General features: G+C 31.7%; 22 protein-coding genes. 5 read left to right on the forward strand and 17 right to left on the reverse strand.

The features are described from left to right. The 14 genes from H6578_11895 to H6578_11960 all read right to left on the reverse strand — a co-directional run. Window positions 1–301, reverse strand: a 301-nt coding sequence (locus tag H6578_11895; GenBank protein MCB9227853.1) for a hypothetical protein, incomplete at its 3' end; no start/stop codon positions are given. 8 nt (window positions 302–309) lie between these two features. Then, window positions 310–1,290: a hypothetical protein gene (locus H6578_11900; GenBank protein MCB9227854.1), complete on the reverse strand. Its 981-nt coding sequence runs from the start codon at window positions 1,288–1,290 to the stop codon at window positions 310–312. A gap of 352 nt (window positions 1,291–1,642) precedes the next feature. Continuing rightward, window positions 1,643–3,400 carry a Na/Pi cotransporter family protein gene (locus H6578_11905; protein ID MCB9227855.1) on the reverse strand — a complete coding sequence of 586 codons (1,758 nt, stop codon included), beginning with the start codon at window positions 3,398–3,400 and terminating at the stop codon, window positions 1,643–1,645. Between the two features lie 65 nt (window positions 3,401–3,465). Further along, window positions 3,466–4,221 (reverse strand): 23S rRNA (guanosine(2251)-2'-O)-methyltransferase RlmB, encoded by a 756-nt coding sequence (rlmB, locus tag H6578_11910; GenBank protein MCB9227856.1) that lies wholly within the window; start codon window positions 4,219–4,221, stop codon window positions 3,466–3,468. Then, window positions 4,222–5,100, reverse strand: a complete 879-nt coding sequence (locus H6578_11915) for a class I SAM-dependent methyltransferase (GenBank protein MCB9227857.1) — start codon at window positions 5,098–5,100, stop codon at window positions 4,222–4,224. Window positions 5,101–5,103: 3 nt separating this feature from the next. Continuing rightward, the gene (gene pruA, locus H6578_11920) at window positions 5,104–6,741 is read right to left on the reverse strand and encodes an L-glutamate gamma-semialdehyde dehydrogenase (GenBank protein MCB9227858.1); all 1,638 of its coding nucleotides are present in this window, start codon (window positions 6,739–6,741) and stop codon (window positions 5,104–5,106) included. Between the two features lie 249 nt (window positions 6,742–6,990). Next, window positions 6,991–7,743: a succinate dehydrogenase/fumarate reductase iron-sulfur subunit gene (locus tag H6578_11925; protein ID MCB9227859.1), complete on the reverse strand. Its 753-nt coding sequence runs from the start codon at window positions 7,741–7,743 to the stop codon at window positions 6,991–6,993. Between the two features lie 44 nt (window positions 7,744–7,787). Beyond that, window positions 7,788–8,153: a four helix bundle protein gene (locus tag H6578_11930; protein MCB9227860.1), complete on the reverse strand. Its 366-nt coding sequence runs from the start codon at window positions 8,151–8,153 to the stop codon at window positions 7,788–7,790. Window positions 8,154–8,206: 53 nt separating this feature from the next. Continuing rightward, window positions 8,207–10,213, reverse strand: coding sequence for a fumarate reductase/succinate dehydrogenase flavoprotein subunit (locus H6578_11935; protein ID MCB9227861.1), 2,007 nt, complete (start codon window positions 10,211–10,213; stop codon window positions 8,207–8,209). Between the two features lie 14 nt (window positions 10,214–10,227). Then, window positions 10,228–10,896 carry a succinate dehydrogenase cytochrome b subunit gene (locus tag H6578_11940; GenBank protein ID MCB9227862.1) on the reverse strand — a complete coding sequence of 223 codons (669 nt, stop codon included), beginning with the start codon at window positions 10,894–10,896 and terminating at the stop codon, window positions 10,228–10,230. Between the two features lie 103 nt (window positions 10,897–10,999). Further along, on the reverse strand, window positions 11,000–11,545 hold the full coding sequence (locus H6578_11945; GenBank protein ID MCB9227863.1) for an HAD family hydrolase: 546 nt from the start codon (window positions 11,543–11,545) through the stop codon (window positions 11,000–11,002). After that, the gene (locus tag H6578_11950) at window positions 11,538–12,116 is read right to left on the reverse strand and encodes an SIS domain-containing protein (protein ID MCB9227864.1); all 579 of its coding nucleotides are present in this window, start codon (window positions 12,114–12,116) and stop codon (window positions 11,538–11,540) included. Before H6578_11950 ends, H6578_11945 begins: the two co-directional genes overlap by 8 nt. A gap of 5 nt (window positions 12,117–12,121) precedes the next feature. After that, a complete protein-coding gene (locus H6578_11955) occupies window positions 12,122–13,150 on the reverse strand; it encodes a glycosyltransferase (GenBank protein MCB9227865.1) in 1,029 nt (342 codons plus the stop codon). Further along, window positions 13,150–13,950, reverse strand: a complete 801-nt coding sequence (locus H6578_11960) for a class I SAM-dependent methyltransferase (GenBank protein ID MCB9227866.1) — start codon at window positions 13,948–13,950, stop codon at window positions 13,150–13,152. Before H6578_11960 ends, H6578_11955 begins: the two co-directional genes overlap by 1 nt. A gap of 49 nt (window positions 13,951–13,999) precedes the next feature. Between H6578_11960 and H6578_11965 the strand changes: the two genes are divergently transcribed. Continuing rightward, window positions 14,000–16,393: a hypothetical protein gene (locus tag H6578_11965; GenBank protein ID MCB9227867.1), complete on the forward strand. Its 2,394-nt coding sequence runs from the start codon at window positions 14,000–14,002 to the stop codon at window positions 16,391–16,393. Here the strand turns inward: H6578_11965 and H6578_11970 are convergent. Then, entirely contained in the window at window positions 16,383–17,114 is a 732-nt protein-coding gene (locus tag H6578_11970; protein ID MCB9227868.1) for an FkbM family methyltransferase, read from the reverse strand. The two genes, H6578_11965 and H6578_11970, sit on opposite strands and share 11 nt — an antisense overlap. An 81-nt stretch (window positions 17,115–17,195) precedes the next feature. Here H6578_11970 and H6578_11975 point away from each other — a divergent pair, with 81 nt between their 5' ends. Genes H6578_11975 through H6578_11990 form a run of 4 tightly spaced genes read left to right on the forward strand, consistent with a single transcriptional unit; the run spans window position 17,196 to window position 20,515 of the window. Continuing rightward, window positions 17,196–18,041, forward strand: a complete 846-nt coding sequence (locus tag H6578_11975) for a hypothetical protein (protein ID MCB9227869.1) — start codon at window positions 17,196–17,198, stop codon at window positions 18,039–18,041. Beyond that, window positions 18,038–18,835 (forward strand): polysaccharide pyruvyl transferase family protein, encoded by a 798-nt coding sequence (locus tag H6578_11980; protein MCB9227870.1) that lies wholly within the window; start codon window positions 18,038–18,040, stop codon window positions 18,833–18,835. Before H6578_11975 ends, H6578_11980 begins: the two co-directional genes overlap by 4 nt. After that, the gene (locus H6578_11985; GenBank protein MCB9227871.1) at window positions 18,828–19,430 is read left to right on the forward strand and encodes a CatB-related O-acetyltransferase; all 603 of its coding nucleotides are present in this window, start codon (window positions 18,828–18,830) and stop codon (window positions 19,428–19,430) included. Before H6578_11980 ends, H6578_11985 begins: the two co-directional genes overlap by 8 nt. Window positions 19,431–19,432: 2 nt before the next feature. Beyond that, window positions 19,433–20,515, forward strand: coding sequence for a hypothetical protein (locus H6578_11990; protein ID MCB9227872.1), 1,083 nt, complete (start codon window positions 19,433–19,435; stop codon window positions 20,513–20,515). Here H6578_11990 and H6578_11995 read toward each other — a convergent pair. Both H6578_11995 and H6578_12000 read right to left on the reverse strand, forming a co-directional pair. Beyond that, window positions 20,504–21,976, reverse strand: a complete 1,473-nt coding sequence (locus H6578_11995) for a polysaccharide biosynthesis C-terminal domain-containing protein (protein ID MCB9227873.1) — start codon at window positions 21,974–21,976, stop codon at window positions 20,504–20,506. The genes H6578_11990 and H6578_11995 overlap by 12 nt on opposite strands. Before the next feature lie 3 nt (window positions 21,977–21,979). Then, a complete protein-coding gene (locus tag H6578_12000; GenBank protein MCB9227874.1) occupies window positions 21,980–22,933 on the reverse strand; it encodes a glycosyltransferase family 2 protein in 954 nt (317 codons plus the stop codon). Window positions 22,934–22,938: the final 5 nt, after the last annotated feature.

Genomic DNA, 22,938 nt, shown 5'->3' on the forward strand with positions numbered 1-22,938 from the left:
CTAATTGCTGCCAATATTGTTTATTTCCTACAGGGTACAATTCATTTTTAAAAAAAGTTGAGTTATCTATAAGTTTTAAAGAGTCAAAATAACAATTGTTATCCTTGTTTTTTAAAATAATCGTGTCCCCAGAAGAATAATTATAAAAGAAAAAGTCAACAAATTTATTCTCAATAGTTACAAATAGCTTGTCATCACTTATTACTAATTCAACATTATCCTTCCTCCATACTCCCTCTATGTTATTTTGATTACAAGAGAACAAAACAATAGTATGAATAATTAATAAAAATCTTTTCATGTTAAAATTTAATTTTGTCCACCAAATATCCACCAATCAGCTTCCTTTCTACTTTTGTATTTACCAATTTGCTTATAAATAATTTCTTTCGCCTTTTCATTAGCTGAATCAAACATTTCTTTATCTGACATTTCCATTATATTTCTTGCTTCAGGACTAAGAATTAAAGGAAGTTGTTCACTGCCTTGGAAAAATTTTACAATTGATTTTTTTAACTGTTTATACTCATTATAGTAAGCGAACATAATATGTTCCTGTTGTTCTTTAAAGTAACTTCCCCCAGCACCACCTAAAAATGCATTTATCATTCCTCCTATTGGAGTTCCATCATTAACGTTAACAAAAGCAATGCCTGAGGACATACCTTCCCATATTGTTCTCATCTCAACATTACTTTTACCTTTAGGTGAGCTGAAAAAAGGAATATTAGATGTGTTAGGAAAAACTGGTTGCATTTGTGTCGAATTTTGGAATGCATACTTTAGTAAATCTTGCGAAATATCTTGCTTATCTCTGATACCTTCAAAATATTTTGAACTTGCATATTTGATAGTTCCGACAGAATTACCATCTCTATCAAAAACATTTATGTTAATCTCAGTGTTTTTCATTCCTTCTGTTTTTTCTGCTTGAAAACTATAATCATCTAAATCAAATCCTACTAAGTCTTCCATTACAGTTTTTTGTTCATTCCTTCCACTAGCATATATTTGGTTAGTAGGGTCATCTTTTTTTGTGGAACTAGAAGGTGATAGTCCATAGACATCAGTGTACAAAACTGGATTATTATCATATGCAACATAAGGACTCATGTGAGGAAATTGAGCCATTAATGGGTCTAAACTAGTCCATCTACCCAATCTCGGGTCATACTGTCTAAACTCGGTCGTGTACTGATTTCCATCTCCACTAACTTCATCATCTTTTTCCATTCCATTAAACCCAAACCTATAGTTTTCACTGGTGTAAGACCTTCCTGGCATGGTCATACCGAACGGGTAGTAGTTTTTTACACTTAATTTTGTATAATATGTAGCTTGATTTTGCACTTAGCTTAACCAAATGTAAGAAATATTTTTGTAATCAGATTGTTAGAAGGGAACTTCTGACAGCACGAGATCTGTATTATGCCATAAAAACACCTAACCTAACCCAAAAACGTCATTGCCGCAAAGGCGGTAATCCCAAACTACAATGAGATGCCTGCTTCCGCAGGCATGACGAGTGAGATAGAAAATGTAAACACACAAACATAACCTAACAAATACCATCAACTTTGGTTATTAAACCTATCGGGTTAAGAGGATGAGATTGGACTATTATATTGTATAAACTACTACTTTACTGTTTCTTAACCTCTTCTTTCTTATCATTATCGTAAGCTTCAAACAAGTCATTTTTATTGTACAAAGCTTCATGAACATTCATACAGTGGTCGCCTATTCTTTCTGCTCTGTTTACAAAATCTATAAAAATAACTCCCGCTCTTGCAGAATACACACCACTTTCTAAACGAACAAAATGCTGGGTAAAAATTTTCTTTCTCAACTTATTAATCTTCCTTTCGGTATTAATAATTTGCTCTAAGTTAAACTTGTCTTTTTTGCCCTCTATGTGGTTTTTTACCAGCCCAATAGCTTCAGAAGTGTATTCCATTAGCTCTTTAAGTTCTTCTTTAGCATTAGGTGGCAGTTCTACGTTTTCACGTTTTAAACGTTCGTAGTTTTTGCTCATCTCATAAATAATATCAGCTATACGTTCTAAATCATTAGAAGTGCTAAGCATTCCTCTTATTTCTGTAGTATTAGCTTTGGTTAAATCGCTTTCAGAAACCTTAGTTAAGTAATCAGAAATTTCTAAATCTATACTATCGGTTATTTCCTCTCTATTTTTAATTTTCTTCAATAATTTTTCTGGATTTTTCTGCTTTTCAAAAAATAAAGAATTGATATTGCTATCCATTTTATAAACAAGCGTAGAAAACATTTCTATTTCTTTTTTAGCATTTTCTAAAGCTAAAGAAGGAGCGTTTAAAAATCCGCTTGAAATATATTTTAGTTTAAATTCTTCTGCATCATCATCTTCCGATTTAACAGATTTTTCGGCTATGCGAACCAACCACGGCACAAAAGGCAACAGCAACAATACATTGCTGGCGTTAAAAACTGTATGGAATACTGCCAATCCAAGCGATGCCGCATGAGGGTCATCAAAAGGGTTTCCATCGCCTATTTCTAATCCTATTAAATTACCTGCAAATTTTGTAGCTCCGGGAATAATATATTTTAAGAATAAAGGCATTGCCAAAATCATCCAAGAGACCCCTATTATATTAAATAGAGAGTGGATTCTTGCTGAACGCTTGGCATTTACATTAGCCACTAAAGAAGCCAATTCCGCTGTAATTGTTGTACCTATATTTTCGCCTAAAATCATGGCGGCACCTACATTAAAAGGAATTACTCCTGCCATTACCAGTGCTAAAGTAAGCGTCATTGATGCACTTGAAGACTGCATAATAACGGTAATTAATGCTCCTAATGCCACAAAAATTATAGAAGTTAAAATGCCGTAGTTAGAAAATTTAGTAAAAAATTGTACTAAAGGAGAATCTGGACCCAATTCCGGAACTGAATCTTTTAGCTCGCTTAAACCCATAAAAAGTAAGGCAAATCCTATTAAAAACTGCCCCCAAAATTTCCAATTGCCTTTATTAGAAAATAACATGGGGAAACCAATACCTATAATAGGCAGAGCAATAGTGGCTATTTTAAATTTTCCTACAATATTTACCAGCCAACCCGTAATAGTTGTACCAATATTAGCTCCCATCATTACTCCTGCCGATTCTACCAAAGTTAACAACCCGGCATTTACAAAACTAACTGTCATAACTGTGGTGGCAGAAGACGATTGCAAAAGTGCCGTAATAACAAACCCTACCAATACTCCTAAAACTCTGTTTTGAGTCATAGTACGTAGAGCTTTTCTCATAGTATCTCCTGCGGCATTTTGTATGCCTTCACTCATTACCTTCATGCCATACATAAAGAAACCAAGTGCTCCAACTATTCTAAGTATTGTCCAAAAAATTTCCATTTTTTATATTGGGTTTATTATAAAGTACAAAAATAAAGTGCCTAATGTTAAGCTAATGTTATCATTTATTTTCTTTGTGCATTAACTTCGTATAAAATCATACCAGCCGATACCGAAACATTTAAAGAATTAATTTCTCCTTTCATAGGAATAATAAATAAATGGTCGGCTTTATCTTTTGTAATACCACTAATTCCTCTCCCTTCGCTACCCAAAACTATGGCTGTAGGATAAGTAAAATCTATGGCACTAATTGCTATATCAGTTTCTAAACTTGAAGCTACTATTTGTATGCCACTCATTTTTAAATAATCATATACCTCCGCTAAATTGTTTTCTCTACAAATAGGAATATTATGTATGGCTCCGGCACTTGCTTTTATGGTTTCTGAATTTATGGGAGAATTGCCTTTTTCTGTAGTAATAATAGCATGCACACCCATTGCCTCTGCTGTACGAGCTATAGCACCAAAATTTCTAACATCTGTAATGCCATCTACAATTAAAAATAATGCCGTTTCGCCTTTAGTTAATATCTGATTGTAAATATCGTCTAACTTAAAATATTTTATTTCGCCATAAAAACCAACTACGCCCTGATGATTAGGTTTTTCGTGCTGATAAACAGGGAAAAGCATGTAGTCTATTTTCTCTTTGGGCACAGTACGCAATGAAATTCTTTGTTCTTTACAAATAGTTTTTATTTCGTCTATTTCTCTCCCCGATGCTCCTTTTTGAATCAATATTTTTTCAACAGCTGTATCGCTTTTTAAAATTTCTAAAGCCGGCTGTCTTCCTATAAAAATATCTTTTTTCTTCATTTAATTAGATTTCTTAAAAATATAAACAACCGATGAAGCACTTTCTGCATCAAAAAAACCTTCGGTAAAAGAAGCAATTCCTATTATAAATGCTCTAAACTTGCCTAAAAAATTAGATTGCTTATTTTTTTCACTTAAAAGTGCAATATAAAATGGGTCAAAAGGCATAGCATAAGATTTTTGATGAACAAAACCATGCTGTTTTGCTAACTCTTTCATTGAATTAGGCGAAAAATGCCAAAGATGCTTAGGCAAATCGTAAGCCGCCCAATATTTTTGGTACATTTTTGCATCGTAAGAAGTATAATTTGGAACAGCAATAGCCAATGTGCCATTATTGTTTAACAAAGTTCTAAAATGCTCAAAATAATCGTGTAAATCATGTACGTGCTCCAACACATGCCACATACTTATAGCATCAAATTTATTTTGTGCTACTATACTTGCTAAATTGTCTTTTAACTGCAAATTGAAATTCTTTTGAGCCTGATTTCTTGCTGTGGCATCGGGTTCAAAACCGGTGGCTTTAACACCATTATTATTGGCATAATTAACAAAATATCCTGTGCCGGCACCTATATCTAAAAGTGTACTTATTTTATTTTGTTTAGTTATATATTTCAGCTTTTGCCCCAGCATATAATTTCTTACTTTATGATACAGTTTAAAGAAAAGTCCTTCTTTAGTATCGGTATGAGAAACATAATCGGCATGCTCATAGTATTTGCCAATATTTTGAGCATCGGGAGCATTTACGGTATAAGCAAAACCACATTCTTGGCACTTATTAATAGTAAAATCCTCTTGCGAAACGCAAAAATCTTTGCTATCTAAATGCTTAATTATTTTATGGCTATTACAAACTAAACAAGTGTTCATGTTTTACTTTTTGTCTTCGCCTAAAAATGGATAACGATAATCTGTAGGAGGCACAAAAGTTTCTTTTATGGTTCTCATACTTACCCAGCGAAGCAAATTGTGCTTAGAGCCTGCTTTATCATTAGTTCCACTAGCTCTGGCTCCGCCAAAAGGCTGCTGTCCTACTACTGCCCCGGTAGGTTTGTCGTTAACATAAAAATTTCCTGCTGCGTGTTTTAATGCCTTGTGTGCTTCTACTATTGCATATCTATCTTGGCTAAACACAGCTCCTGTAAGTGCATAAGGAGAAGTTTCATCTACTAATTTTAAAGTTTCTGTCCATTTGTTTTCGTCATAAACATATATAGTTAAAACAGGACCAAAAAGCTCTTCTACCATAGTAGTATATTTAGGATTTGAAGTAACAATAACCGTAGGTTCTATAAAATACCCTTTAGATTTATCATACTTACCTCCAGCTATTATTTCGGCATCTTTATCTTTTTTAGCTTGGTCTATATATCCTGCCAATCTATCAAAAGATTTTTCGTCTATAACGGCATTAATAAAATTGCCAAAATCTTCTACATCGCCCATTTTAAATGAAGCTAAATCGGCTACTAAAGAATCTTTTACTGTAGCCCACAAATTTGAAGGAATATAAGCTCTTGACGCAGCAGAACATTTTTGTCCTTGATATTCAAAAGCACCTCTGCTTAATGCTGTAGCCACTTGTTTAGCATGAGCACTTGGGTGTGCTAAAATAAAATCTTTACCGCCTGTCTCGCCCACTATTCGTGGATAAGTTTTGTAGTTAGCTATATTATTTCCTATGGTTTTCCACATAAACTGAAAAGTACCTGTAGAACCCGTAAAATGGATACCTGCAAAATCGGGATGACTAAAACATACATCTCCGGCTACAGGTCCATCGGTAAATACCATATTGATTACGCCATCGGGCAAGCCTGCTTCTTTAAACAACTGCATAATAAAATGTGCTGAATATGCCTGCGTTACACTTGGCTTCCATACTATTGTATTTCCCATCATAGCAGGAGCAGCACTTAAATTAGCACATATTGAAGTAAAATTAAATGGTGTTACGGCAAATACAAAACCTTCTAAAGGTCTGTATTCCAGTCTGTTCCACATTCCAGGGTTGCTTTCGGGTTGCTCTTTGTACAATTCAGTCATATATTGCACATTAAACTTAAAGAAATCTATCAGCTCGCAAGCAGCATCTATTTCTGCTTGAAAAATATTTTTACTTTGCCCTAACATGGTAGAGCCATTTAATAAATCTCTATAAGGCCCTGCCAATAAATCGGCAGCTTTTAAAAATATGGCGGCACGTTCTTCCCAAGGTGTATTTTCCCATGCTTCTTTAGCGTTTAAGGCTGCTTTTATGGCATCTTCTACGTGCTTAGCTGTTCCTTTATTGTAAGTGCCCAATTTGTGTTTTAAATTGTGCGGTGGGTTTATTTCTATTTTATCATCGGTAAAAACTTCCTTCCCTCCTATTATCATAGGAATATCTATAGTTTTACTTTTAAGAGTTTTAAGGGTTTTTTCTATACTTTTTCTTTCCGCTGAACCTATAGCATAAGCTTTAACCGGCTCGTTTTTAGCAAGAGGTACATTAAAAAATGCGTTTGACATAATTATTTTATTTGTTTTGAGACTGCAAAGATAAGTTTTCTATAAACTTTATAGCTAAAATTGGCGTATGTTTACACTATACAGAATAAGGATTTTAAAAAATTATGAAGTTTTTTATCTTTCTTATAGTTTATACCGATTAGGAATATATAATAGTCCAATTTCGGCTACGCCTCATTGTACTAAATAAATTATCTAACGGCATTTGCCATTGTAAAACACAAAATAGATTAGACTATTTTGTGTTAACTACTTTCTGCTTACTAATGAAGATTTTAAGTACAATCTATTCATTCTTGCTATGTTTTCTAAAGAAATTCCTTTAGGGCATTCTGCTTCGCAAGCTCCGGTATTGGTACAGTTTCCAAAACCTTCTTTATCCATTTGGTGTACCATGTTTAATACTCTTTCTTCACTTTCTACTTTGCCTTGTGGCAATAAAGCTAACTGAGAAACTTTAGCTGAAACAAACAACATAGCACTGGCATTTTTGCAGGCTGCCACACATGCTCCACAGCCTATGCAAGTAGCTGCATCAAAAGCTAAATCGGCATCTTCTTTTGGTATAGGAATAGCATTTGCATCTTGCGTATTTCCACTTGTATTTACCGATACAAAACCACCTGCTTGAATTATTCTATCAAAAGCACCTCTATCTACTACTAAATCTTTAATAACAGGGAAAGGCTCTGCACGCCATGGTTCTATGGTTATAGTATCGCCATCTTTAAAACTACGCATGTGTAGCTGGCAAGTGGTAACTCTTTCTCCTGGTCCATGAGGTTGTCCATTAATAAACATAGAGCACATTCCACAGATGCCTTCTCTACAGTCATGGTCAAAAGCAACGGGTTCTTCGCCTTTTTCAACTAATTCTATATTCAGTTCATCTATCATTTCTAAAAACGAAGAATCGGGAGAAATATCTTTCACTTTATATTCCACCATTTTGCCTTTGTCATTTCCGTTTTTCTGACGCCAAATTTTTAATGTTAGATTCATATCTTTTTATTTTTACGCTAATTAGCTGGTTAGCTTTTAGCTGTTTAGTCTTTTTTTAAATTATTAATAAAGCCATTTATCATTTTAGCTTCTTCTATAATTATATTATTAATCTTATCAAAAGATTCTACCTCAATATAGTTTAATTCTTTTGATAAATAAATTTGAGTTTCTAATTCCATTAAAGATCCTCTTGAAATATACAAAAAGTTAGCAAACTGTTTATTGGTATGTCGCCCCCATCCCTCAGCAATATTGCTGGGTATTGATACTGCACACCTTCTTAGTTGTTGCTTCAAACCAAAGTTTTCTTCACTTGGGAAAGTACTTGTTACAGAATAAATTTCTTTAACTAATTCAATTCCTTTCATCCAAATCTTTAAATCTTTATATGAATTAAATTTACTCATACATCTTTTAAAACAACTTTTCTAAATTACTAACAAGCTAATCAGCTACCAAGCTATTTATAACTTCTCGTTTTTAACTCTATATCTTTAAAAGTCAACTCTTCTTTATGCAATACTGGCTCTTCATTATCGCCTTTATATTCCCACGCTGCCACATAAGCAAAGTTTTTATCATCACGCAAAGCTTCTCCATCTTCTGTTTGATATTCTTCTCTAAAATGTCCTCCGCAAGATTCATTTCTGTGCAACGCATCTTTAGCAAATAATTCGCCTAATTCTAAGAAATCTGCCACTCTGCCTGCTTTTTCTAATTCTTGGTTAAATGAATTGGCATCTCCCGGCACAAATACGTCTTTCCAAAATTCTTCGCGTATTTCTCTTATTTCTTTAATAGCATCTTTTAGTCCTTTTTCATTACGTGCCATTCCCACTTTATGCCACATTACTTGTCCTAATTTTTTGTGGAAATAATCTACCGGCTTGTTGCCTTTATTATTTATAAAAAAGTCTATTCTTTCTTTAACTGCTTTTTCGGCTACATCAAATTCTGATGTATTTGTAGGAATAGCACCCGTTCTAATATCATTAGCTAAATAATCGCCTATAGTGTATGGCAATACAAAATATCCGTCTGCTAAGCCTTGCATTAAAGCCGAAGCTCCTAATCTATTGGCTCCATGATCCGAGAAATTACACTCTCCTGTGGCATATAAACCCGGTACGGTGGTCATTAAATTATAATCTACCCAAGTGCCTCCCATAGTGTAATGCACCGCAGGATAAATCATCATTGGAGTTTCGTAAGGATTTTCGTCAACTATTTGTTCGTACATTTCAAATAAGTTGCCGTACTTTTCTTTAATAACTTCTTTACCCAATCGGGTTACTTCTGCTTTATTTCCTGTATCAATTCCATGCAATCTGGCTTGTATTTCTCCATAACGTTGTATAGCTGATGAGAAATCTAAATAAACGGCTTCCCCAGTTTTATTTACACCAAATCCGGCATCACATCTTTCTTTAGCTGCTCTTGAAGCAACATCTCTTGGCACTAAGTTTCCAAAAGCGGGGTATCTTCTCTCTAAATAATAATCTCTATCTTCTTCTTTTATTTGTGTTGGTTTTAATGAACCGTTTCTTAATGCGTCAACATCTTTTTTATGTTTTGGCACCCATATTCTTCCATCATTTCTTAATGATTCTGACATTAAAGTCAATTTACTTTGGTGCTCTCCACTTCGTGGAATACACGTTGGGTGAATTTGGGTATAGCATGGATTGGCAAAAAATGCTCCTTTTTTATACGATTTCCATGAAGCGGTAACATTGCTTCCCATAGCATTGGTAGATAAAAAGAATACATTTCCGTATCCTCCACTGGCTAAAACTACCGCATGAGCCGAATGTCTTTCTATTTCTCCGGTTATTAAGTTTCTGGCTATTATTCCTCTTGCTTTTCCATCTACTATAACAACGTCTAACATTTCATGACGGTTAAACATTTGTACTTTTCCTATGGCTATTTGACGGCTTAATGCAGAATATGCTCCTAATAATAACTGCTGTCCTGTTTGCCCAGCGGCATAAAATGTACGCGACACCAAAACACCACCAAATGAACGATTATCTAATAATCCTCCATATTCTCGGGCAAAAGGAACGCCTTGTGCTACACACTGGTCTATAATATTAGCCGATACTTCTGCCAAACGATATACATTGGCTTCACGGCTTCTGTAATCGCCACCTTTTACGGTATCATAAAACAATCTATAAACAGAATCGCCATCGCCTTGATAGTTTTTAGCGGCATTTATACCTCCTTGTGCCGCTATAGAGTGTGCTCTTCTTGGACTATCTTGAAAACAAAATGATTTAACATTGTATCCTAATTCTCCTAATGTAGCTGCTGCCGATGCTCCTGCTAATCCTGTACCTACTACAATTACATCAATTCTTCTTTTATTGGCAGGATTAACTAAGTTTATATGTTCTTTATATTTTTCCCACTTTTCGCTTATTACTTTACCCTCAGGTACTTTTGAATCTAATATGCTCATTGTTTATGATAGTTTTAATTGAATAAATAATGGTAAATTGCTATAAAAGCAAATCCTAAAGGCAAAAACACGCTATAAATAATGCCTACCGCCTTTATTATAGGAGTATATTTAGGATGATTAGCTCCCACTGACTGAAAAGCCGATGAAAACCCGTGGTTAGTATGCAAACCTAAAAACGCAAATGCTAATATGTAAATAATAACACGCCAAATATCTTGAAATTTAGCTACCAATTCTTCATAATATCTAAATTCTCCGTGTGCATTTAATCCTGTCATATCGCCATGTCCGTATTTTACAATCATTTCGTGTACCCAAAAATCATAAAGGTGCAAACCTAAAAACAGCAATATTGCCAATCCGGAATATATCATGTTTTTACTAATTTTAGAACCACCGGATTTGTTTTTAGAATAATACTTAATTGGTCGTGCCGATTTATTTTTAGTTTCTAAAATAAAAGCCATCACAAAGTGAAAAATAATTCCAAACATTAACACAGGTTGCATTACATACTGTATTAAAGAATTAGTTCCCATAAATTGTGAAGTTTGATTAAAAGCATCGGGGCTGACTACTGATAGGAAATTGATAGAGAAATGCTGTAGTAAGAAAAACATTAAGAAAAATCCTGATAAAGCCATTAAGAACTTACGTCCTATTGAAGACATTTTAGACATGTTTTATATTTTTATGCAAAGTTAAGGAGCATTCGTATTAAAGACAAGTTATTGCTAAATAATACCTTAGAAGTTTATAAATTTAGAAAAACTCTAAATAAGCCTAAACAGATAAATGCATTAACACATCACTTAAAGAATCTACTTTGGTTAAACCTGTATCTTCCGGTACTTCTTTATCTGTTACAAAAAAGCATTCCATGCCTAAAGTAAGACCAAAACGCATATCGGTAAGCTTATCTCCTACCATTACGCATTTATTAAAATCTATTTCGGGAAAATCTCTTTTAGCCCACATTGCCATTCCTATTTCCGGTTTTCTGCATGGCGATTCATCTTCTTCTAAATCGGGACAATAATAAATTCGGTCTATTTTTCCGCCTTCTTCTTTAACAGCCTCTGTAAGTTGGTTATGAATATCGTGAAGCTGCTCTTTAGTCATAAGTTTTTTGCCTATGCCTTGCTGGTTGGTTACTACTATTACCCTACCAAACATCATACTGAAATAGCGTAAAGCACGCATCACATCGGGTAGAAACTCAAACTCCTCCCATGTGGTAACGTAACCGCCTTCAATATTTTTGTTAATAACACCATCTCTGTCAAGAAACAAAGTCCATGTTTCATCTACTTGTAATTGCTTACTCATTGAATAATTTTTGTTCTACTAATTCACAAATAATATGTCCTAATAATAAATGACATTCTTGAATGCGTGGCGTAATTTCTGAAGGAATTTTTACAGAAAAATCAGCAATTGAGTCAAGAATACTTTCCTTTTGTCCTGTAAATGAAACTACAGCCACACCCATTTCTTTAGCTTTTTCAGCCACTTTTATAATGTTTTTTGATTGCCCCGAAGTGCTAAAAACCCAAAGCACATCTCCTTTTGTAGCTTTAGCTTCAAGCATGCGAGCAAATACATTTTCAAAGCCATAATCATTTGAAATAGCCGTAATGGCAGCCATGTTTACATTAAGTGCTTCTACGGGCAAGGCTTTTCTATTCAAATAAAACCTACCAGAAAATTCTGCGGCTATATGCAAAGCATCGGCTGCACTGCCGCCATTGCCACATAAATAAACGGCTTGTTCTTTTTTCAACTTTTGCGATAAGAAAACTACAAGATGCTCAACTGTTTCCTCCGTATTTTTATCTGCCAACAATTTTTGTTTAAGCAATACGCTTTCTTGAATTATATGTTGAATTTTATTCTTCAAGCTGTTTATTTTTTACCGTAATAGTTTTTTACAAAGCCTTCTGCTTCTTTTTTTCCCAATATTTTTTGCCACAAAGCATACAGCAAGCCTGCACCATAGGCAAACACTTGAATATTTAATGTAACAATAGAAAGCAAAGCTACTTTTATATTTTTATACATCCAAAAAGATTGTGCAAATGCCGCCAGACAAACCATGCCATGCAATAGCAAAACTAAATTTAAGATTTGACTAAAAAAAGGAGAAATAAAAGATAAGATTATTAAAATAACATAAGCAGACAATACAATAGCCGGGAAAAAATGTATGGGCTTCAACATTTGTTTATGTAAAGTTCCCAAATTAACTCGGGCAACGCCCCAATTAAAAATCTGTCGGAAAAACTTAGGAATACTTGTTCTTCTTTTATGAAAAACAATAGCATCGGGCACAAAACCTACTTTAAAGCCTGCTTCATAAATTCGGGCAGAAAAATCCATATCCTGACCATGACGCAGGGCGTTCATACCTCCTATTTTTTCAAAAACTTTTCTGTTGATACCCATATTAAAACTACGGGGATAAAACTTACCAACACTTTTTTTATTGCCTCTTGTACCTCCTGTACCTAAAAAAGAAGTCATACTATAATTTATAGCTTTAACCATAGGCGAAAAATCGGGATGAGCACCATCGGGACCACCAAAGGCGTCCAATTTTTGCGTTTCCACAGCTTTATCAATTTCTTTGAGATAATTAGGCGTAAATAAGCAATCGGAATCCATAAAAATAAAATACTGAGAGGCAGATTGGCTCATACCATTATTTCTAGCAGCACCGGGTCCTTTATTTGTTTGGTAAATGGCTCTTACATGTAAACCCGATTTAGATTGATAACTTTCTATAAATTCTTTAAATCCATCGTTAGAACCATCATCTACAAAAAGGAGTTCAAACATATTGCGTTCAAACTGTAGTTCTTCGGCAGATTTAAGAAGTTCTTTTACTTCATCTAAACGATTATAAACAGCTATGATTATGGAGTATTTAAACATTACTTTTTAGGCATAATAATATAATAAGCACAAGTGGTATAAAAATTTCTAAAAAACGGAATAGACCTTAAAATAGGGAATTGCTTTCTTGGCTTTAAATGAAATTTTATTTCATAATTAGGGTTAATTAAATACAAGGTTTCATCTAAAATTTGCCAGCCGCTATTTTTTACTGCACGCTTAAACCGTTCTATTGAAATACCTGTTGATTTAACTTCTAATAAAGAATTTATAGCATAATCAGATTCCCCAAACAATTTCAAAACATTTTTATACAAAAAAGCAGGTAAAATATGAAAGTAAGGCACTTTTTTCAAAAAACTTTTACAGCCCTGCTGATGCCCACCAAAAGGCATATACCAAGGCGGAAAACCAAAGAAAATAACTCCATCGGGTTTTACAAATTTATGAAGAAATGCTACAAACTTTTCTTGATTGGGAATGTGTTCAATTACATCACGCATCATTATAATATCAAACTGTCCAAAGTCTTCATGGTTGGTATCATAGATGTCCTTACAAATAAACCTTACTTTATCATTTGGTTTGCAAAACTTTTTTGTATAATGAGTAGCCCTATTAAGTTGCATTTCATTTAAGTCAATCCCTACAACTTCGCACCCCAAATCAATAAAATATTTTAAATTGCCACCTTCTCCGCAACCAATCTCTAAAATTTTTAACGTTTTATCTATTTTCTTATAAGCAGATATATAAGGAATAACATACCTTTCTGTAGTTAAGAATTGTTCATTAAAATACAATTCTCTATTATTTCTTCTTAATTCTGTTGAATTCACGCTACAAAGAAAAAAAAAATGTTTTACTTTGTTTCAAAATACATATAACATGTTTAAAAAAAATAAAAAAAAATTATTTCACCTTTTATCCATATTTGTAATATTAATATTTTCATGTGTTCTTTTTTTTCCGCAATTAAATGGTTCTAAAGTTGAAGCCGGAGATATGGTTAGTTCTGACGCAAAATCAAAACACATTAAAGAATATATGCAGAACAATAATGATTTAATTTATTGGAATGCAGCCCAATTTTCCGGTGGACCCATATATTTATTAGCTTTAGGTAAGAAAAATAATATTATGGGATACATTGACAAAGCAATTACATTCAATCATGCTGCTCCCATTGGTTTATTTTTTGCGTTAGGACTAGTTTTATATATTTCTCTCATCTTTTTAAATATTGATTGGAAACTAAGTTTAGTGCTGAGTTTAGTCCATATGGTCAGCTTAATGAATTTTACCTTACTAGAAGCCGGGCATTATTCTAAGCTATATACATTAGCTTATCTGCCTCTCATATTGTCAGGAATAATACAAACCTTTAAAAATAGATTCATTTCTGGAGGGATATTTGTAGCAATAGGTATGTCATTGGCTATTTATTCGGGGCATGTTCAAATGGTATATTATCTTGGCATTAGCATTGCTTTCTTTTTAATTCCTTTGCTAATAAAATCTATTAGAGCAACCAATAAAAGTAATCTATTGAAGATAATTCCTATTTTATTAGTAGCCTTACTCTTTGGCGTTTTATCCAATTTTTCTCAGTTATACTCTTCATTAAAGTTTTCCGAAAAAACAATGAGAGGTGGAGATGTGCTGGAACAAGAGGCTTCTCCCGAAAACAAAGTTGGTTTAGATTGGGAATATGCGATGAATTGGAGTTATACGACTAAAGACTTTTTTAATATAATTGTACCAAGAATTGTAGGTGGTGGTTCACAGGAAAATATAAGTTCCGAAAATCCGCTGGCTAAATTGTTAATTCAAAATGGAGCACTGGTAAAAAATGGAAAAGTTGCTGTACCGGGTTATTGGAGTAGTATGCCATTTACTTCCGGAGGTGCCTATATTGGTGCCGGATTATTTATTCTCTTTGTTATATCGTTAGTTTACCTTAAAAACGAATATACCATAGCATTTTCTTTAGCTTTTTTAGTGATATTTGTTTTGTCTTTAGGTTCAAATTTTCCCATAATAAACAAATTATTCTACAACTATTTCCCCATGTTTGATAAATTTAGAGCCCCAAGTTCTGTAATAGCTATTTTACCCACATTCATAACTATTGGTACCGCATTAGGACTACAAGAAATAATAAGTGCTAAGGATAAAAAAAACATGCGTTTTTTACTACAAGGACTATCTATAGGTGCCGGATTAATAATACTTATTCTAATTATAGGGAATTTGAGTTTTTCTTTTCTTTCTACCAATGATTTAAAATATGATTTTAGTATTCAACAAATTTTCATTGAAGGTCGTAAATCATTATTTAATAATGATGTGTTTAGATCTTTACTTTTCACTTTTTTAACGGCAGGGCTTTTAATATTGTCTTATAAATCTATTATCAAAAAAGATGTTTTCTTATATATTCTATTAGCAATAGTTATGTCATTAGACTTAATTCCTATTTCAAAAAGATATTTTACGGAAGATAATTTTGTTAGTAAAAACAAATACGAACAAAATTTCCAAGCTAGACCTTCTGATATTCAAATAGCTAATTTAGAAAAAAAAGGGAGAGGATTTTATAGGGTATTAGATTTATCTGTAAATACTTTTAATAGTGCTATACCATCTGTACATCACAATCAAATTGGAGGCTATGACCCAACAAAATTGCAACGATATCAAGATATAATTGATTATCATATAGCGAAAAACAACATAAAAGTATTGAATATGTTAAACGCAAAATATATAGTAAATCAAAAAGGAGAAGTACAATCTAATCCTAATGCTAATGGCAATGCTTGGTTTGCATCAAATATAAAATATGTAAGTACAGCTAAAGATGAGATTGAAAGTTTAAATACTATAGATAATAAAACTACTGCCGTTATTAATGAAAAGGATTTCGGAAATAAGTTTAAAACGGGTAATGGAAGTGGTTCAATCACACTAAAAGAATATCAACCCGATAGATTAGTTTATACTAGTAATTCAAATGAAGATGAATTAGCTGTTTTTTCCGAAATTTGGTATGGCGGTAATCCTGATTGGAAAGCGTGGATTGATGGGAATGAAGCAAGCATTATTAGAACAGATTATATATTGAGAGCTATGGAAATTCCTAAAGGGAACCATGAGATTGTAATGGAATTTAAACCTATCCCTATAGGTGGAATAGTTTCCACAATCTTTTCTTTACTATGTATCCTATCTATACCAATATCTTTTTATCCATATTTAAAAAAACAATCTAACGTTTAAGATTAAGTGTTGCCAAAGCATCTTGCTTATTATATTGTACAACACTATAACCATTATTGGTTAATAAATTTAAGCATGATTTTTTTTCATCATTATCTAAGTTTGCTATTTCAAAGTGAATTATTTTGGGTTTAACATTATCAAAATTAATGAGTTTAATAATTTCATAATCATATCCTTCCGCATCAATCTGTAATAAATCAATTTTATTTATGTTATACATATCCAACAATTTTTCAAAATCAATAGAGTCAACTTTGATTGGTTTTCTATATTTCTTTATTTCTTCATATATTTTCTCGTATTCCTTATGTTCCTTTCCTTTACCCTCCTCCCAATAATTATTACCCAAAGCATTTTTATCTGAACTAATAGTTGAAATTCCTTTAGCCCATTTAGGCAATCTTTTCAAGCCATCCTCTGTAATTGTCTGCATTTCTATTGTACCATTCACAGAACTAATCGCCTTGTTTACCAATTCAATATTTGGTATATCCTTATAATTTTTCTTTAATTCTTCAAATAAATGAGGAATAGGTTCTAACAATACTCCATGCATTTTATATTTTTTTGTTAAAAAAAATAAAGGATCAAAAGAAATCCCATCACAGGCACCTATTTGAATAAAAAACATATTAGTACTAGTAGGCAAACTAATTATTGCTTTTTCTAATTCAGATTTGAACAAAGTTGTTTTTAATTTTTTAAAAAATAATTTCATCAAAAAAATATTATTAAACGAAGATACTCAATAAATTGTATAATTCAATTTTGATCTTTACCTTTATCTCAAGATAATTCCTTGAAGAAGCACTTAAACATATTATTATTATACTCAATACCTATAAGCTCTAACAAAATTAATAATTGGGTTGATGGATTTACTACAGCTATAGACATATTAAAGTCAAAATATAATATTATATTCCAAAATATTCAAGAGAAACCATTATCTAAAAATGAAAATGATTATAAGAATATTGATTTAATATTAGTTAAAGCAAATTGGAATTCCTTTCTTGAAAATGAATGTTATCAAAAATTAGGTCATATAAAAATAAAAAAGGCTCTACTAATTTCCGGATCTAAATTTCCTAAAGATGAAGCACATTTACTTTCTTATGATTTACTTTTTTATGAAACAGAATGGTATAAACGATATATAGTAAAACACCCCAATATCATCCATGCTTTTGGAATAGACAGCAGTAAAATGCAAGTTAATGAATCTACAAAGAAAACAATTGACTATTTATCTGTTGGTTCTTTTAAGCTATATAAACGTTTATATTTAATTTTAAGATTTAAAGGAAAAAAATTAATAATAGGCGAGATACCTAAAAAAATTACAAAAAAAAATCTGCAAGATTATTTTATTTATTACACTCTCAAAATATTAGGTATCAAAATAATTGATTTTATGGATTATAAACTATTGAGCAATTATTATAATGCAGCCAAAAATGTATATATACCTGCCAAAATAAATGGCGGTGGAGAAAGAGCCGTGCTTGAAGCAAGAGCATGTGGTGCAAATGTTATAGTAGAAAAAGATAATCCAAAACTATTATCTTTAATTAACTCACCGATATACAACCACATATATTATGCAGAACAATTAGAAAAAGGAATTAATTCATTAATATGAAATCAATAAAGCTATATTGGTGGCAACCAAAGCAATACAAAAAATTTAATTTAAGAGGATTTCTTAGTGGTGAAATGAAACGGTATAAAAATGTACCATCTAATTTTGGTGATGAATTATCTGCATATATAGTATCCAAAGCATTAGAAAGACAAGTAATTAAAGCCGATAAAAATGAATCTGGCAAGTTATTATCCATAGGCTCTATACTTCATCATGCTAAAAATAATGATGTGATATGGGGAAGTGGTATTAATGGAAAATATATAAACAGAAAAATAAAAGCCCACCCATTAACCATTTTGAGTGTTAGAGGACCTTTAACAAGAGATATTTTACTTAAAAACAGTTTTAAAGTACCTGAAATATATGGAGACCCGGGCATTCTAGTTTCAAAATATTACACTCCTAAAGATGCTCAAAAAAAAGAATATGTTTTTGTGCCTCATTTTTCTGAAATTGAACAGGCAAAAAAAATAGTCCCTATTGAAAATATTGTACTACCCACCAATGATTTGTTTAGTGTTATAGATAATATTTTCAATGCAGAATTAGTAATTTCATCTTCTTTACATGGTATAATAGTAGCAGAATCTTATGGAATTCCTGCTATACTATTCAAATTTACAGATAATGAACCCATGTTTAAATATGAAGACTATTACAAAGGAACAAATAGATTAAATTATAAATTTGCTACCACCTTAGAACAAGCTTTTAATATAAAAGAAATTGTAAAACCTATCTACAACAGTGAACTTCTTATTCAAATTTTAAAAGAATATTATGCTTAAATTTATTCTACAAAATATTTTTAATTTTATAGTGCCCCCTCCATATTCTATCAGAAATAGAAGAAATATTACCTCAGATTCAACTAGTTTCCACAATGGAAATTTAGTAATAAGAGGACGTGGAAAAGTAGAAATTGGCAAATATTGTGCACTTGGAAAAAACATATCTATTATTACAGAAAATCATGATACTAATTTTGCTTCAATTCAAGGTTTTTTTTACAAAAAGTACTATAACAACATTCATCCCGGAGATTTAATAAAACAAAACAAAAACAAGATTAAAGGAGATACTTTGATAGGCAATGATGTTTGGATTGGAGATAGTGTAATAATTTTAAGTGGTGCAAAAATAGGCGATGGCTGTTGTATTGCAGCGGGAAGTGTTGTTACTAAAGATATTCCATCATATAGCATTGTTGCCGGAGTACCGGCAAAAATTATTAAATATAGATTTAAAAATGAAATAATAGAAGAACTACTAAATATGAAATGGTGGAATTGGGATAATTCTAAAATAACAAAAAATAAAGATTTTTTTTATACAGACTTAAATCAAGTAAACATTGATGAACTCAGAAACTTAATTCAATAAATATGAAAATATTGATAGTTGCTAATGAAACTGAACGAAATACTTTTATAACTAATTTAGTTTCTTCTATTCAAAATTTAGCCGATGTTTACACCGGAATTTCGCACTTTTGGAGTGATGAAAACTCATTTGATATTATCCACATTCATTGGCCGGAACACCTTTCTTATAAAGTGAATAGAAAATCGTTTCCACCTTATTTGGGTAGATTAAAAAAAATAAAAACAAGACTTGATTTTTTAAAAAAACAAGGAAGCAAAATTGTTTATACTAGACATAATGTTCAATCAAATGAAAATGAAAAAGGATTTAAACAGCTATATGATTTAATAAATACAAATGCTAGCGGTATTATACACATGGCAAAATACTCGTTAGATGAATATAAAATACATTATCCGAAAAAAAATGTAGAACATACTATAATACCCCATGGGTGGTACAATAATATCCCTAATATTATTGATAAAAAATCGGCTAGAAATTTTTTGAATATAGATAAAAATACTTTTGTAATATTAGCTTTTGGAGCTATAAGAAATATAAAAGAAGAAAATTTTATTATAAAAGCTTTTAAACAACTAAACCACAAGGATAAACTATTAATAATACCAAGAGGATATTATAATAATGAAATACTTCTTTATAGATTTTTAGACTTTATTAAATTCCCTTTATATAAATATATTACTAAAAAAAAGTCTAAGCGTCTTTCTACTAACAAAATACAATGGAATCAAGAATTTACAGCAATAGATAAAATACAATACTACTTTAATGCAGCAGATATTATACTTATTCCAAGGTTAAACATACTAAATTCAGGCAATGTTCCTATGGCATTTTATTTCAAAAAACCAGTAATTGGTCCCAATAAAGGCAATGTAGGATATATTCTTAATGAAACAAACAATCTTGTTTTTAATACTGATGATATTACAACTCTTACAACAAAATTTGAAGACGGTATAACCTATAGCAAAAGTAGTAAAGGACAAGAAAATTATGAATATGCTAAAACCAACTGGAACTGGGAAACTATTGGAAAAAACCATTTAGAATTTTACAACAAATTACTTTTGTAAAAATTTACTAATAAAGGCTTTGTGTATTCCTAACAACAACATAAGAACTATAGAAAAGAATACAATTACACTTCCATTTACTACAATACTTAAATATGGATTATCTATATCAGGCAATTTATAAAAAACAAAATAACTCAATAAAGTAAACATAAAAATGACTACCGTGCCCTTTGAAAAAGGAATCAGCTTACTCTTAAATGCCACTAAAAGAAATGATATAAAATTAGTAATAAAAACAGAAATCAATGACGCTAAAGCAGCACCATTAATACCATATTTAGGAATGAGAACTAAGTTTAAAACTACTACTAAAAGTGACATAAAAATATTTATAAACAAATTAAAATTATAGTATTCAGACATTTCAATTATCTGTTTATTTAATCCAAAACCAATATCTGTAATTTTAGCAATACTTATTAATAAAACAACCACCCAACCTGCTTCATAAATACTACCATTAGGCATAATTTTATATATAGCATCAAGATTAAACCAAATTCCCGAAAATAAAACATACGCTATAAACAATTGAAATAGACTTGATTCTTTATAAATAACTTGAAGCCCTTTAAAATCATTAGATTTTAATTTATTACTTATTATTGGAGATGCTACTTGAACCAGCATACGCTGCGGTATTTCTATAATGGTAGCAATAAAAAAAGCAATGGTATAAATGGCGGCATCAGCAGTCCCCTTCATTGAGCTAATCATAATAGTATCAATACTTTGAATGATAATACTTGACGTAATAGTTAGATATAAAAAAGAATTGTACTTATATGTATCTTTAAATACAGATTTTAGTTTTAGTCTATCGGGAATTTCAATTCTAACCTTCAAAAAGTATAGTACATAAACAGAAATCAGTATAAATGGTAGTACATAAAATGCAGTCATATATAAGATTGTGAAATTATAAAATTTCATTAGACCATAACCATATCCTATCAATATGGCTACAGAAAGCAATCTATTTACTACACTATTAAAAAAGTTAGGAAACACAATCCGTTTACTTACACCTGCTACTACAAAAAAAAATTGCGAAAAAACGATAACAATAGCTAAGAATAAAGGGAAATAAATAAATGAACTTAATTCTTCTGAATTTTGAATAAAGAAACTTAAAATTACATCTTTTAGTAGTACATAAACTAAAGAAAAAAGTAAACATGAAATACTTAAAAAGACAAGATTTGCACCTAAAAATTCTTTATAATTATATTTACTAATGGAAAAATCTGTAGAAGAAAATTTTCTTACAGAAAAAATAACACCCAAAATCATAAATGAATATAATAATATTGAAGATCTTTGAATAGTACTTAAAGTACCTATTTCTTCCGGTGTTAAAAATTTTGGAGTAATAAATAATGTGGTTACAGCCCCAATACCCACTCCCACAAAACCAACCACACTAGCCTTTATACTCTGCCGAGCAATAATTCCCATTGCTTATATCTCCTTCTCTATTAAATAATCATTTCTATCTGGGGAAGTTCTGGCTACTAATTCGCCTAAAAAGCCCGCTAAAAATAGCTGTACGCCCATTACCATTGCCACTAATGCCAAGTAAAAAATAACATTATCTGTTACCAAGGGTGGTTTTATTCCTATTTTCCAAAATACAAATAATGCTTTTTGAACTAATACCCACAAGGTAAATATAAAGCCTATTAAAAACATTAAGCCTCCTAAATATCCAAATACGTGCATAGGACGTTTGCCAAAACGCGTCATAAACATTACCGACATTAAATCTAAAGGACCGTTTATAAAACGCTCTAAGCCAAATTTTGTAGTGCCATACTTGCGTGCTTGATGCTTAACCACCTTCTCTCCTATTTTATCAAAACCCGCCTGCTTTGCTAATACCGGGATATAACGGTGCATATCGCCATACACTTCTACACTTTTAACTACTTCATTTTTGTACGCTTTTAATCCACAGTTCATATCGTGTAGCTTAATACCGCTCATGGCACGCGTAACACCATTATAGACTTTTGTAGGTACTGTTTTAGTTATGGGGTCATATCGTTTTTGTTTCCAACCGCTTACCAAATCATAATTATCCTTAGTAATCATTTTATACAAAGCCGGTATTTCATCCGGACTGTCTTGTAAATCGGCATCCATAGTAATAACTACATCTCCTTGTGCCTTTTCAAATCCTTTTTGCAGAGCAGCCGCTTTGCCATAGTTTCTTTGAAATTTAATGGCTTTTATGTGTTTATTTTTAGAAGCTAATTTTGAAATTTCTTCCCATGTATCGTCTTTACTGCCGTCATCTATATATATAACTTCATAGCTAAAGTCATTTTCTTGCATTACCTTTTCTATCCACTTTTGTAAGTGCGGTATGCTTTCTTCTTCATTATATGACGGTATTACTATTGATAGTTGCATAAGAA

The sequence above is a fragment of the Chitinophagales bacterium genome (assembly GCA_020635995.1).
Lineage (GTDB): Bacteria > Bacteroidota > Bacteroidia > Chitinophagales > UBA8649 > JAFMKE01.

Coding starts and splice junctions, on each gene's coding strand:
- H6578_11900 (MCB9227854.1), bottom strand. CDS start 1,290: ATGACCATGCCAGGAAGGTCTTACACCAGTGAAAACTATAGGTTTGGG.
- H6578_11905 (MCB9227855.1), bottom strand. CDS start 3,400: ATGGAAATTTTTTGGACAATACTTAGAATAGTTGGAGCACTTGGTTTC.
- rlmB (MCB9227856.1), bottom strand. CDS start 4,221: ATGAAGAAAAAAGATATTTTTATAGGAAGACAGCCGGCTTTAGAAATT.
- H6578_11915 (MCB9227857.1), bottom strand. CDS start 5,100: ATGAACACTTGTTTAGTTTGTAATAGCCATAAAATAATTAAGCATTTA.
- pruA (MCB9227858.1), bottom strand. CDS start 6,741: ATGTCAAACGCATTTTTTAATGTACCTCTTGCTAAAAACGAGCCGGTT.
- H6578_11925 (MCB9227859.1), bottom strand. CDS start 7,743: ATGAATCTAACATTAAAAATTTGGCGTCAGAAAAACGGAAATGACAAA.
- H6578_11930 (MCB9227860.1), bottom strand. CDS start 8,153: ATGAGTAAATTTAATTCATATAAAGATTTAAAGATTTGGATGAAAGGA.
- H6578_11935 (MCB9227861.1), bottom strand. CDS start 10,213: ATGAGCATATTAGATTCAAAAGTACCTGAGGGTAAAGTAATAAGCGAA.
- H6578_11940 (MCB9227862.1), bottom strand. CDS start 10,896: ATGTCTAAAATGTCTTCAATAGGACGTAAGTTCTTAATGGCTTTATCA.
- H6578_11945 (MCB9227863.1), bottom strand. CDS start 11,545: ATGAGTAAGCAATTACAAGTAGATGAAACATGGACTTTGTTTCTTGAC.
- H6578_11955 (MCB9227865.1), bottom strand. CDS start 13,150: ATGTTTAAATACTCCATAATCATAGCTGTTTATAATCGTTTAGATGAA.
- H6578_11965 (MCB9227867.1), top strand. CDS start 14,000: ATGTTTAAAAAAAATAAAAAAAAATTATTTCACCTTTTATCCATATTT.
- H6578_11970 (MCB9227868.1), bottom strand. CDS start 17,114: ATGAAATTATTTTTTAAAAAATTAAAAACAACTTTGTTCAAATCTGAA.
- H6578_11980 (MCB9227870.1), top strand. CDS start 18,038: ATGAAATCAATAAAGCTATATTGGTGGCAACCAAAGCAATACAAAAAA.
- H6578_11985 (MCB9227871.1), top strand. CDS start 18,828: ATGCTTAAATTTATTCTACAAAATATTTTTAATTTTATAGTGCCCCCT.
- H6578_11990 (MCB9227872.1), top strand. CDS start 19,433: ATGAAAATATTGATAGTTGCTAATGAAACTGAACGAAATACTTTTATA.
- H6578_11995 (MCB9227873.1), bottom strand. CDS start 21,976: ATGGGAATTATTGCTCGGCAGAGTATAAAGGCTAGTGTGGTTGGTTTT.
- H6578_12000 (MCB9227874.1), bottom strand. CDS start 22,933: ATGCAACTATCAATAGTAATACCGTCATATAATGAAGAAGAAAGCATA.